Source organism: Roseovarius sp. 217 (genome assembly GCF_000152845.1).
Taxonomy (GTDB): domain Bacteria; phylum Pseudomonadota; class Alphaproteobacteria; order Rhodobacterales; family Rhodobacteraceae; genus Roseovarius.
The window spans coordinates 1,835,422-1,846,814 of the sequence record NZ_CH902584.1 but is presented as its reverse complement, the minus strand read 5'-3'; the positions used below and the strand labels follow the sequence as shown (position 1 = coordinate 1,846,814).

General features: G+C 62.1%; 12 protein-coding genes (1 of these 12 running past the window's edge). 5 read left to right on the top strand and 7 right to left on the bottom strand.

Annotated features, from left to right (window positions below):
• Positions 1-257 carry the 5' end (the start) of a protein-methionine-sulfoxide reductase catalytic subunit MsrP gene (msrP, locus tag ROS217_RS08870; protein ID WP_009817381.1) on the bottom strand. It extends 646 nt beyond the left edge of the window, so 257 of the gene's 903 nt are visible here — the first part of the coding sequence; its start codon is at positions 255-257; the stop codon falls past the left edge of the window.
• Positions 258-332: 75 nt separating this feature from the next.
• The gene (locus tag ROS217_RS08865) at positions 333-1,826 is read right to left on the bottom strand and encodes an FMN-binding glutamate synthase family protein (RefSeq protein WP_009817380.1); all 1,494 of its coding nucleotides are present in this window, start codon (positions 1,824-1,826) and stop codon (positions 333-335) included.
• Positions 1,827-2,209: 383 nt separating this feature from the next.
• On the opposite strand from ROS217_RS08865, the gene ROS217_RS08860 reads away from it, so the two are divergent.
• A complete protein-coding gene (locus tag ROS217_RS08860; RefSeq protein WP_009817379.1) occupies positions 2,210-2,689 on the top strand; it encodes a fasciclin domain-containing protein in 480 nt (159 codons plus the stop codon).
• Positions 2,690-2,744: 55 nt separating this feature from the next.
• Here the strand turns inward: ROS217_RS08860 and ROS217_RS08855 are convergent, their stop codons facing one another.
• The gene (locus ROS217_RS08855; protein WP_009817378.1) at positions 2,745-3,476 is read right to left on the bottom strand and encodes an SDR family NAD(P)-dependent oxidoreductase; all 732 of its coding nucleotides are present in this window, start codon (positions 3,474-3,476) and stop codon (positions 2,745-2,747) included.
• 128 nt (positions 3,477-3,604) lie between these two features.
• On the opposite strand from ROS217_RS08855, the gene argB reads away from it, so the two are divergent.
• Genes argB through ROS217_RS08835 form a run of 4 tightly spaced genes read left to right on the top strand, consistent with a single transcriptional unit; the run spans position 3,605 to position 6,763 of the window.
• Positions 3,605-4,501, top strand: a complete 897-nt coding sequence (argB, locus tag ROS217_RS08850) for an acetylglutamate kinase (RefSeq protein WP_040650471.1) — start codon at positions 3,605-3,607, stop codon at positions 4,499-4,501.
• 9 nt (positions 4,502-4,510) lie between these two features.
• Positions 4,511-5,155, top strand: coding sequence for a hypothetical protein (locus tag ROS217_RS08845; RefSeq protein WP_009817376.1), 645 nt, complete (start codon positions 4,511-4,513; stop codon positions 5,153-5,155).
• On the top strand, positions 5,152-5,640 hold the full coding sequence (locus tag ROS217_RS08840) for a SixA phosphatase family protein (protein WP_009817375.1): 489 nt from the start codon (positions 5,152-5,154) through the stop codon (positions 5,638-5,640). The genes ROS217_RS08845 and ROS217_RS08840 overlap by 4 nt, the downstream gene beginning before the upstream one ends.
• A 7-nt stretch (positions 5,641-5,647) precedes the next feature.
• Complete coding sequence (locus ROS217_RS08835; protein WP_009817374.1) at positions 5,648-6,763, top strand: acetoin utilization protein AcuC; 1,116 nt, start codon at positions 5,648-5,650, stop codon at positions 6,761-6,763.
• An 82-nt stretch (positions 6,764-6,845) separates the two neighbouring features.
• Here ROS217_RS08835 and ROS217_RS08830 read toward each other — a convergent pair whose 3' ends face one another.
• The 4 genes from ROS217_RS08830 to ROS217_RS08815 form a co-directional block, all read right to left on the bottom strand.
• Entirely contained in the window at positions 6,846-7,613 is a 768-nt protein-coding gene (locus tag ROS217_RS08830; RefSeq protein ID WP_009817373.1) for an amino acid ABC transporter ATP-binding protein, read from the bottom strand.
• Between the two features lie 14 nt (positions 7,614-7,627).
• A complete protein-coding gene (locus ROS217_RS08825) occupies positions 7,628-8,917 on the bottom strand; it encodes an amino acid ABC transporter permease (RefSeq protein WP_009817372.1) in 1,290 nt (429 codons plus the stop codon).
• Positions 8,918-8,919: 2 nt separating this feature from the next.
• Positions 8,920-10,134 (bottom strand): amino acid ABC transporter permease, encoded by a 1,215-nt coding sequence (locus tag ROS217_RS08820; RefSeq protein WP_040650468.1) that lies wholly within the window; start codon positions 10,132-10,134, stop codon positions 8,920-8,922.
• Positions 10,135-10,254: 120 nt separating this feature from the next.
• On the bottom strand, positions 10,255-11,274 hold the full coding sequence (locus tag ROS217_RS08815; protein WP_009817370.1) for an amino acid ABC transporter substrate-binding protein: 1,020 nt from the start codon (positions 11,272-11,274) through the stop codon (positions 10,255-10,257).
• Positions 11,275-11,393: the final 119 nt, after the last annotated feature.

Below are 11,393 nucleotides of genomic sequence, written 5' to 3'. Positions count from 1 at the left end.
ACACTCCAGGGTTTGGTCGTCAGCGTCCGGGCATTGCGCGCGGGATCGCCCTTGTCAGTGCCAAACTCATAATAGTTGTTATAGGTGGTGATATCGTCCCAGTTGTTGGGCTCCAGGGTCTCGGCGCGCGCGCGCTGCGCCATCAGGCTCAGGCCTACGCCAGCCGCCGCCCCGGCGATCATCTGGCGGCGATTGAGAAACGCCACCTCAGGCGTCACATCCGTGTCACTCAGCGTGTTAATCCAGCGATGGGCCATGTCATCTCTCCTATGGGTCACTCCACTATATAGAGACAGACACGGCCCTCGCCACCGCAGGGTTTCAACATCCGGTCACAATACCGCGTCCGAATTGTAACTTGGCCGGATTTTATTAAAGGCCACTGACGTGCCATCCGCCTGCACCAGCCGCACATGCCGCCGCCGCATCAGGCGCGGTTCGGCGACCCCCACCGAATGGGCGATGGTCTCAACCTCCTTGATCACCGATTTGGCGTAATTGGCGACCTTGAGATATTTATCCTCGACCACCAGACCGCGCTGCAAATAGGGGTCATGGGTGGTGATGCCGGTGGGACAGGTGTTGCGATTGCACTTCAGCGCCTGAATGCAGCCAAGGCTGAACATGAAACCGCGCGCCGAGGTGACAAAATCCGCGCCTGCGCAAATCGCCCAAGCGACATCACCGGGATTGATCAGCTTGCCGGCCGCGATCATCCTGATCCGATCCTTCAGCCCATAACGATCCCGCAGATCCACCATGCGCGGCAGTGCATCGCGAATGGGCATGCCCACCAGATCCATCAGCGGCATGGGGGCCGCCCCAGTGCCGCCCTCGCCCCCGTCGATCGCAATGAAATCCGGGGCGCTGTCCGGCCCGCGCGCCATGATCATCTCAAACAGCGGCTCCCACGCCTCGGACGAGCCGATCACCGTCTTGAACCCGACCGGGCGACCCGTCACCGCTCGAATGTGACCGATCACATCCAGCAACTCACCGTAATCATTGATATCGGCATGGCGGTTGGGCGAAATACTGTCCTTGCCGATCTCGATCCCGCGAATGGCCGCGATCTCGGCGTTGACCTTTTCACCCGGCAGAATGCCGCCCTTACCGGGCTTGGCGCCCTGTGCCAGCTTCAACTCGAACATCTTGATGCTGGGGTTGTCAGATACTTCGCGCAGCCGCGCATCACTCAGATTGCCCAGCGCATCGCGCACGCCATATTTGGCGGTGCCGATCTGATAGACCAGATCGCAATTGCCAATCAGGTGAAACGGGCTCAGCCCCCCTTCGCCGGTATTCAGCCAAACCCCCGCCTTGGCCGCCCCCCGACTCAGCGCCTCGACCGCCGGGCGCGAAATCGCGCCATAGCTCATGCCCGAGATGTTGAAAATCGACTTGGCCATATAGGGAATCGCCGCCGTCGGCCCGATCTGCATCGGGGCCGTCATGGCAAACTGATCGTCGAGCGGCGGAAACACTGCAGGCACGAAAATCGGTGTGCCCGGCACCCCCAGATTACGGGTCGAGCCAAAGGCAATCGTATTGCCCGCACCCTTGGTCGCGTGGCTGACCCAATCGCGCTGCGCGCGGTTGAACGGCATTTCCTCGCGGTCCATGGCAAAGAAATACTGACGGAAAAACTCGCCCAGCTTGGTGAACAACCCCCGGAACCGGCCAATCACCGGATAATTGCGCCGGATCGCATCGCCGGGCTGCGTCTTGTCCAGAATGTAGAACACCGAAACCATGAACACGACCGCCCCCAAGGCAAAGACGAACAATAGCGCCAGAACCTCGAGGATCTGCGTCACATACCCCATCTGAAATCTCCAATGATCCCTACCCCCGCCCGCTTCAGGGCGTCGCCCGCAACCTGCGCTATTCGGACCCGCCAAACAAGCTGGCAAAACACGCTCGCAGCCCATATTTCAACCCGTCTTGGCGAGGATCGGGCCAATTGCCCGCCCCCCGCCGAGGCGACAGGACACCCGGCTGGATCACCCCCAAACCGCAGGAGATTTTCCGCATCTTCACAAAAACGTGATTGGATGTTTCAAAGCGCCTTGGCTTAGCGGGCCCGCGCCGCGCGTCAAACTGCATCGGCGGAAACCCCCGGTGAACCAATACCTGCCTCCCGCCGTAAGCCCGGTATGATCCCGACATCGGGGTCGTTGAAACTGATCTTATACACGGAGACGCAAACATGTTTCGCAGAACCTATCTCGCTCTGACCGCAGCCGCCCTGATGGCTGGCCCCGCCTTTGCGGACAACCACGGCAAAGACATCGTCGATATCGCAGCGGGCAACGAAAGCTTTTCCACCCTCGTCGCCGCCGTGCAGGCCGCTGACCTCGTTGAGACGCTCAAGGGCGACGGCCCGTTCACAGTGTTTGCACCCACCAATGACGCCTTCGCGGCCCTGCCCACAGGCACGGTCGAAGACCTGCTCAAGCCCGAGAACAAGGACAAGCTGGCCGCCATCCTCACCTATCATGTGGTGCCCGGCAAGGTGATGTCGACCGACCTCTCGGACGGCATGACCGCTGCGACCGTTCAGGGCAGCGAGGTCACCATCGGCACAACTGATGGCGTGACCGTCGACAGCGCCAAAGTGGTGCAGGCGGATATCGAGGCCACCAACGGCGTGATCCATGTGATCGACACCGTGATCATGCCCAAGTAATCGAAACGCTCACGGACCGACGCGACGGGGCGGCTCAATGGCCGCCCCGTATCCGTTAGACATGCTGTGCGCCGTTGATCTCGATCTCCGTGCCCGAAATATAGGACGACCCCTCGGAACAGAGGAAAAAGATCGTGTTCGCCACCTCATCCGGCTCGCCCAATCGCCGCATCGGGATGCTCTCCACCAGCTTGTCCGTGCCCGGCGACAGGATCGCGGTGCGAATCTCCCCCGGTGCGATCGAATTGACCCGGACACCCAAAGGCCCGAAATCATGCGCCATCTCGCGGGTCAGCGCCACCAGCGCCGCCTTGGATGTGGCATAGGCCGCGCCCGCAAAGGGATGCACGCGGCTCCCGGCAATCGAGGTGACATTCACCACCGCGCCGCGCGTCGCCGCCAATTCATCCCGCAAACTGCGCGCCAGAACCACCGAGGCAAAGAAATTGACGTGAAACACCTGCCCCCAGGTCCGCAAATCCGTGGTGAACGTATCCAGCCGCTCCCCCTCCGGCCCTTTGGGCGAAATCCCCGCATTATTGACCAAGGCATCCAAACGCCCGCCCAACCGCTCGCGGATCACGTCGACCGTGGCGATCACATCATGCGGGTCTGCCAGATCCATCTGAATGTGGTTCTCCGCCCCACCTCCCCAGGGACATTCCTCTGGAAAGGGCTGGCGTGAACAGGTGATCACCCGCCAACCCGCCGCATTGAAGCGCCGCACCGTGGCATGCCCGATCCCGCGGCTCGCCCCCGTCAACAGCAATGTCTTGATCTCGGACATGGTGCACCTCTCTCAGTCACGAATTTCGTTACGTAGGAGCCTAGCCCGTTCCAGCACCGCCGCAACGGCCCTTGGCACCACCCCGCGCAGATTGTATTGAGGTCTGCAACCCCGCGTTGGAGACCAGCATGAAGGCCAGAGACATGAATCGCGACTGGATCGCCACTGCCCGCACCCTTTCCGAGGCCCTGCCCTATCTGCAACGCTACACCGGGGCCATCGTGGTCATCAAACTGGGTGGTCACGCCATGGGCAGCGACGAGGCGATGGAAACCTTCGCCCGCGACGTGGTTCTGATGCAGCAGGTCGGCGTCAACCCGGTGATTGTCCACGGCGGCGGGCCGATGATCAATCAGATGCTCGAAAAACTCGAGATCAAATCAGACTTCGTCAACGGCAAGCGCGTGACCGATGCCGCCACCATGGATGTGGTGGAAATGGTCCTCTCGGGTCAGGTCAACAAACGCATCGTGGCGGCGATCAACGGCCAGGGCGGACGCGCCGTGGGCCTGTCGGGCAAGGATGCCCGCCTCATCACCTGCACCCCCTCGCATCCTGATCTGGGCCTTGTGGGCGAGCCATCCGAGATCGACCCCACCATCCTGCACACGCTCTTTGCCGCCGACATGATCCCCGTGATCGCCCCCTTGGGCGCGGGCCGCGAGGGCGAGACCTACAACATCAACGGCGACACCGCCGCCGGGGCCATCGCCGCCGCCCTCAAGGCCGACCGCCTGCTCTTGCTCACCGATATCGACGGCGTCCGCGATGGCGACGGCCGGGTTGTCACCGAACTCAGCGCCGAGCAAATCCGCCAGATGACCCGCGACGGCGTCATCGCAGGCGGCATGATCCCCAAGACCGAAACCGCCCTTGCCGCCATCGACGGCGGCGTGCGCGCCGTGGTCATCCTCGACGGGCGCGCGCCCAACGCCACGCTGCTCGAGCTGTTCACCGAACATGGCGCTGGCTCGCTCATCCGGGGCGAGGCTGGCCCGCGGGTGCAAAACCCCCGCGCTCGCTGAGCGCCGCGCGTGCCCGGCCTCCCCCCGGCGCTCGCAGACCTCGCGCGCGCGCATCACCTGACCCCCTCGGGCGCGCTGCATCTGGCATCCGGTGAAGTGCCCGGCCACCAGAGCCTCGTGCTCCTCAGCCCCGCCGAGCCGGGCTTCTGGCCACATTTCACCGCAACGCCTGAATATCGCGACGGCGCGCGCGACCCGATGAACCGCTGGTCCACCCGCGTCATCACGGCCATGGCCGCAGCACTTGGGGCAAGGCCCGTCTTTCCCTTCTCCGGCCCGCCGTGGCAGCCCTTCACCGATTGGGCCCGCCGCAGCGCCCGCGCCTGGCCCTCGCCCGTGGGCCTCTTGGTGCATGATGAGGCGGGGCTGATGATCTCCTATCGCGGCGCGCTCGCCTTCCCTGACCGCTTCGCACTCCCGCTGCCCGGTCCACGCCCCTGCGATAGCTGCACGGATCAACCCTGCCGCAGCGCCTGCCCAGTGGATGCGTTGATCCCCGAGGCCTATAACGTCCCCGCCTGCAAAGCCGATCTCGACCGCCCCGGCAACGACTGTCGCGCGCGCGGCTGTGCCGTGCGCCGCGCCTGCCCGCTCAGCCAATCCTATGGCCGACGCCAAGAACAATCCGCCTTTCACATGGGATATTTCGGATGAAGACGCTCATTCTCATGCGCCACGCCAAATCCGACTGGGGCGATCCCCGCCTCCCCGATAGCGCCCGCCCCCTCAACGCACGCGGGCGCAAGGCCTCCACCGCCCTCGGCCACTGGCTCCGCGCCCAAGACCTTCTGCCCGATCAGATCCTCTGCTCCTCCGCGGAACGCACTCAGGAAACCTGCACCCGGCTCAAACTCGCGACACCGCCAGACCTCACTGACGCGCTCTATCTGGCCGAGGCTGACGAAATGCTGGCAGTCCTGCGCCACGCCACCGGCCATCAGGTGCTGATGCTGGGCCATAACCCCGGCATCGCAGAATTCGCGGCCCTGTTGGTCGCCGCCCCCCCGGATCACGAGCGGTTCGACGATTACCCCACCGGCGCCACGCTCATCGCCCGGTTCGACATTGACGATTGGTCCGCGTTGCACCCCGGCACCGGCACGGTGGAGCAGTTCCTCATCCCGCACGACCTGCCATAACCGGCGCATGCAAACGCCGCTCTTTATCGGATCAGAGATCTATCGCGGCTCCTCCTACGGAGCGCGCCACCCACTCTCGATCCCGCGCGTGCCCACCGTGATCGACCTCTGCCGCGCTCTGGGCTGGCTGCCGCCGGCGCAATACCGCACCAGCCCCCGCGCCAAGCCGCAGGCGCTGACCACATGGCACACCCCGGACTATATCACCGCTCTGCAAGCGGCCGAGACATCCGGCCACGTCACGCCCGAAATCCGCGCCCGCCACCAGATCGGCACGCTTTCCAATCCGATCTACCCAGAGATGTTCCGCCGCCCCGCCACCGCCGCCGGTGGCTCGCTTCTGGCCACAGACCTCTTGGCCCATGGCGGCGTGGCCTATAACCCCGGCGGCGGCACACATCACGGCATGGCCGATCACGCGGGCGGGTTTTGCTACCTCAACGACCCGGTGCTGGCGATCAAGGCGTTTCTGGCCCAGGGACTCAGCCGCATCGCCTATGTCGATATCGACGCGCATCATTGCGACGGGGTCGCCGCCGCCTTCCACGGCGACCCCCGCGTCCTGATGATCTCCACCCATGAGGCCGGGCGCTGGCCCTTCACCGGCACGCTACATGACCGCGCCGGGGGTCATGCCATCAACCTGCCCCTGCCCCGCGCCACCAATGACAGCGGCTTTGCCATGGCCCTGCACGAGGTCATTCTTCCAGCGGTGCAATCCTTCACCCCTCAGGCGCTCGTCCTGCAATGCGGTGCCGATGCCGTGACCGAGGATCCGCTGTCGCGCCTCGCCCTCTCCAACAACGCCCATTGGGAGGCGGTGGCGCTCCTGCGCCCGCTCGCCCCCCGCCTGCTTGTCTTGGGCGGCGGTGGCTATAATCCCTGGACCGTCGGCCGCCTCTGGTCGGGCGTCTGGGCCACGCTGAATGGCCACGCGATCCCCGACCGCCTGCCCGAACCCGCCCGCGCCATCTTGTCAGCACTCTCATGGGCGCGCCGCCCAGCCCTGCCTGACGATGCGCTCATCGACACCCTGCGCGACACCCCGCGCCCCGGCCCCATCGCCGATGACCTGCGCGCCGCGATCCAACACCTGCGCGACCGCGGCGTGCCTTGGGTCTGAACGCAAAAGGGGCAGCAAAACCGCCGCCCCTTTCATCGTTCTCAAAATACTCCGGGACGGGGGCAACGCCCCCATCCCTTGTTCAGTGCCCCAGAATCTGGCTGAGGAACAGCTTGGTCCGGTCACTCTTGGGATTGTTAAAGAACTCTTCCGGCTCGTTCTGCTCGACGATCTGGCCCTGATCCATAAAGATCACCCGATTCGCCACCTTGCGCGCAAATCCCATCTCATGCGTCACGCAGAGCATGGTCATGCCTTCCTCGGCCAGTTGGATCATCGTATCCAAAACCTCCGAGATCATTTCAGGATCAAGCGCCGATGTCGGCTCGTCAAACAGCATGATCCGCGGTCGCATGCACAAAGAGCGCGCAATCGCCACCCGCTGCTGCTGCCCCCCCGAGAGCTGGCCGGGATATTTATTGGCCTGCTCCGGGATCTTGACCTTTTCAAGGAAATGCATCGCCACTTCCTCGGCCTCGCGCTTGGGCGTCTTGCGCACCCAGATCGGCGCGAGCGTGCAATTCTCCAGAATCGTCAGATGCGGAAACAGGTTGAAGTGCTGAAACACCATGCCAACCTCCGACCGGATCTTGTCGATATTCTTGAGGTCATTTGACAACAGCGTGCCATCGACCGTGATCTTGCCCTTCTGATGCTCCTCGAGCGCGTTGATACAGCGGATCAGCGTGGATTTGCCCGAACCCGACGGCCCGGCGATCACGATCCGCTCGCCCTGATACACCGTCAGATCAATGTCGCGCAGCACGTGAAACGCGCCATACCACTTGTTCATCTTGGTGATATCGACGGCAACCTGATCCGAGACGTTCAATTGTTTTTCAGCGGCCATGATGATGACCCTCCTTACCGATGATCCGTGCGAAGCTGACGCTCCAGCCACTGGGAATATTGCGAGATACCGTAGCAGGTGATGAAGAACAGGACGCAGGCAAAGCCAAACAGCTCCCAATAGACCCCGTTCCATTCGGACGAGGCGAGGATCGGACCACGGATCATGCCGACGATGTCGAACATCGAAATGACCGAGACCAGCGTCGTATCCTTGAAGAGACCGACAGCCACGTTGACGATGCCCGGAATCGAGATCTTGAGCGCTTGCGGCAGGATGATCAGCTGCATGGATTGCGCGTAATCAAGGCCCAGACTGTCCCCGGCCTCATATTGTCCGCGCGGCAGCGCCGCGAGCCCCCCCCGGATCACCTCGGCGATATAGGCCGACGAGAACATCGTGATCATGATGATCACCCGCAGGATCAGGTCGAAATTCGTCCCCGGCGGCAGGAAATACGCCAGCACCACATTGGCCACGAACAAGAGCGTGATCAGCGGCACGCCGCGAATGAACTCGATAAAGACCACGCAGATCCATTTGATGATCGGCATGCTCGATTGCCGCCCCAGCGCCAGCAGGATGCCCAAGGGCAAGGACAGCGACACACAGACCACCCCCAGCATCAGATTGATCATGAACCCGCCCATATCGCGCGAGGCCACGGCCTGAATGGCCATCACATTCTCCATCGGTCCGGTCACATAGCCCGACAGAATCCAAAAGATGAGCGCCGCCACGAAGGCGGCAATCACCGCGACACCCGCGCTGATCGTCACCACACGGCTATAGGTAAACGCGCCCACCAGCACCCCCAAGAGGGCAAAGACCGGCACCAACACCGACCCGCCCCAGATCAGCCAATAGGCGATGAACGGGTAAAGTCCGGTAAAGATCAGCATCTTGCGCGGGAATATCTTGCCAAACAGCACCGGTGCGGCGGCAATGAACAGCAGCACAAAGGCCAGACCGGGCCGCCAATAGAGCTCGGATGGGTATTTGAATCCGAACAAAAGCTGATTCCAGCGCTCCGTCAGCACCGCGAAACAGCCGCCCATCTTGCCATCTAGGATCTCACGACAGGCGGTCAGGCTCGGGCTTTCCCAAACACCGTTGATAAACCAAGGCGCGGTGGAGATAACGATCTGAAACACCACATAGGCCGACACCAGCGTCAAAAGCGCGTTGCCGGGTGACGAGAACAAGTTCTCGCGCAGCCATTTCACCGCCCCCGTCTGCGCCGTTGGAGGCGGCGCTTCGGGCAGCATGTGCGTGCGCACAAAGGCGAGTTGATCACGGGCCATGCTCAGCGCTCCTTCAGCTTGATCGTGTTGTTATAGACGTTCATCACCGCCGAAATGGCGAGGCTGATCGTCAGATAGAACAACATCAGCATCAGCACGCATTCAATCGCGCGCCCCGTCTGATTGAGCGTGATCCCCCCCAGCGTGCCGGTCACATCCATGTAACCCACGGCAATCGCCAGTGACGAATTCTTGGTGAGGTTGAGATACTGCGAGATCAGCGGCGGGATGATCACCCGCAGCGCCTGCGGCAGGATCACCAGATTCATGATCCGCTTGGGCCGCAGCCCCAGCGAGGCCGCCGCTTCCGTCTGCCCCTTGCTGACCGCCTGAATACCCGCCCGCACGTTCTCGGCGATAAAGGCACCGGTATAGATCGCCAGCGCAAACCACAGCGCAATCAGCGAGCCTCGAATATGCAGCCCCCCGTCAAAGTTGAACCCTTTCAACGCCGGGTAATCGAGAGTGATCGGCTGACCCAAGACAAAGAAGATCAGGATGGTCGGCACGAACAGGATCACCAGCGATGGCCATCCCATCGGCAACAGCCGCCCGGTGTCATACAACAGCTTGGTCGCATAGCGGCGGTAATAAAACACCCCCGCAATCGACGCGAGAAACGTCAGGACAACCACCAGCGATCCCGCCCCCCAAACCGGCGCGGGCACATATACCCCCCGGTTGGTAAAGGCGAACGCATCCAGCAACATCGACGCGTCGGCATTATCCCCGCGGAATTGATTGGGGGACGGCATCGACGCCGTCATAATCGTCGCAATGATCAGGATCCAGATCAGCACCGGCACATTGCGGAAGGCCTCGACGTAAACGGCCATCAGCTTGCGCACCAGCCAATTGGGCGAGAGCCGCAGAATACCCGCTGTCACGCCAAACAGTGTCGCCGTAGCACAGCCCAGAACCGCAACGATCAACGTATTGATCACGCCCACGACGGAGGCGCGCATATGGCTCGACTGGCTGTCATACTCGATGGGTCGCTGGTTGATGTCATACCCAGCCGGATCACTCAGAAAGCCGAACGAGATGTTCTGCCCCTGTGCGGCAAGGTTGCTCACCAAATTGGCCCCGAGATAGCCAAGCAGCAACAGCAAGAGCATGAGCGCAATGAATTGGAACGTATAAGAGCGATACCGTGTGTCATAAATCAGCATAGAAAGCTGAAACGACGCCTTGGGAGGGTCGGTCATCGTTGTCATCTGGGAGTTTCCCTGTGTTTCGACCCGGATTTTTATCGGCATTTCTGCCGTGGGCCGATTTTTAAGTGGTCTAGAGGTGAAAAGGGCGCGGGAGAGACCCGCGCCCTTCGTCAGAAGATTTTACCGGAACGGCGGAGCGTACATGATGCCGCCCTGCGTCCACTGAGCGTTCAGACCACGGGCCAGACCGATCGGGGTCTTTTCGCCGATGTTCTTCTCAAAGATCTCGCCATAGTTGCCGCTGGCGGCAATCGCCCGCTTGGCCCACTCGTTGTCGAGACCGATCATCGCACCCAGATCACCCTCGGTGCCGAGGATACGGTTGATCTCCGGGTTGTCGCCCGCTGCAGCAGACAGCTCGCCGATATTGGCCGAGGTGATGCCCATTTCTTCAGCAGCAACCAGCGCGTAGAACGTCCAGCGCACGATGTCAGCCCAGTCGTTGTCGCCATGGCGAACCAACGGGCCGAGCGGCTCTTTCGAGATGATTTCCGGCAGGATCACGTGATCCGTGGGGCTCTCAAAGGCTGCGCGAGTCGACGCCAGACCCGACGCATCGGTGGTGTAGGTGTCGCACGCGCCAGCCAGATACTGCTGCTGACCTTCGGCATTCGTCTCGATCGGCACCGGCTCATAGCTGATGTTATTGGCACGGAAGAAATCCGCGAGGTTCAGCTCAGTGGTGGTGCCGGTCTGAATGCAGACCGTCGCGCCATCCAGCTCTTTGGCAGAGCTGACACCCAGCGACTTGGGCACAAGGAAGCCCTGACCGTCGTAGTAGTTCACGCCGACGAAATCGAACTTGAGATCGGTATCGCGCGAGAAGGTCCAGGTGGTGTTGCGCGCCAGCATGTCAATCTCGCCCGAGGCAAGCGCAGTAAAGCGGGTCTTGCCGGTGGTCGGCACGAATTCAACAGCATTCGCATCGCTCAGCACAGCGGCGGCGACGGCACGGCACACAGCCACGTCAAAACCTTCCCAAACACCGTTCGCATCGGGGGCAGCAAAGCCCACGAGGCCGGTGGTCACACCACAGTTCAGCTTGCCGCGTGCCTTCACGTCATCCAACGTGGCAGCCGCAGAAGCACCAGCCGCAAGGCCGGCCACCGTCAGCGCGCCCAAAAATACGGTTTTTTTCATGTTTACCTCTTCCTGATTATCCGCCCTTCAAGAGCGGTTTGTCGGATCTTACGACCCATTTGACACTGTTGGCAGGGTTTTCACCCCTCTCAGTGAGGCCAAGTTTGTGTGGATTCATC

What these genes read in the sequence shown, in the direction of transcription:
- ROS217_RS08865 (WP_009817380.1), bottom strand. Translation starts at nt 1,826, where the DNA reads ATGGGGTATGTGACGCAGATCCTCGAGGTTCTGGCGCTATTGTTCGTC.
- ROS217_RS08860 (WP_009817379.1), top strand. Translation starts at nt 2,210, where the DNA reads ATGTTTCGCAGAACCTATCTCGCTCTGACCGCAGCCGCCCTGATGGCT.
- ROS217_RS08855 (WP_009817378.1), bottom strand. Translation starts at nt 3,476, where the DNA reads ATGTCCGAGATCAAGACATTGCTGTTGACGGGGGCGAGCCGCGGGATC.
- argB (WP_040650471.1), top strand. Translation starts at nt 3,605, where the DNA reads ATGAAGGCCAGAGACATGAATCGCGACTGGATCGCCACTGCCCGCACC.
- ROS217_RS08840 (WP_009817375.1), top strand. Translation starts at nt 5,152, where the DNA reads ATGAAGACGCTCATTCTCATGCGCCACGCCAAATCCGACTGGGGCGAT.
- ROS217_RS08835 (WP_009817374.1), top strand. Translation starts at nt 5,648, where the DNA reads ATGCAAACGCCGCTCTTTATCGGATCAGAGATCTATCGCGGCTCCTCC.
- ROS217_RS08830 (WP_009817373.1), bottom strand. Translation starts at nt 7,613, where the DNA reads ATGGCCGCTGAAAAACAATTGAACGTCTCGGATCAGGTTGCCGTCGAT.
- ROS217_RS08825 (WP_009817372.1), bottom strand. Translation starts at nt 8,917, where the DNA reads ATGGCCCGTGATCAACTCGCCTTTGTGCGCACGCACATGCTGCCCGAA.
- ROS217_RS08820 (WP_040650468.1), bottom strand. Translation starts at nt 10,134, where the DNA reads ATGACAACGATGACCGACCCTCCCAAGGCGTCGTTTCAGCTTTCTATG.
- ROS217_RS08815 (WP_009817370.1), bottom strand. Translation starts at nt 11,274, where the DNA reads ATGAAAAAAACCGTATTTTTGGGCGCGCTGACGGTGGCCGGCCTTGCG.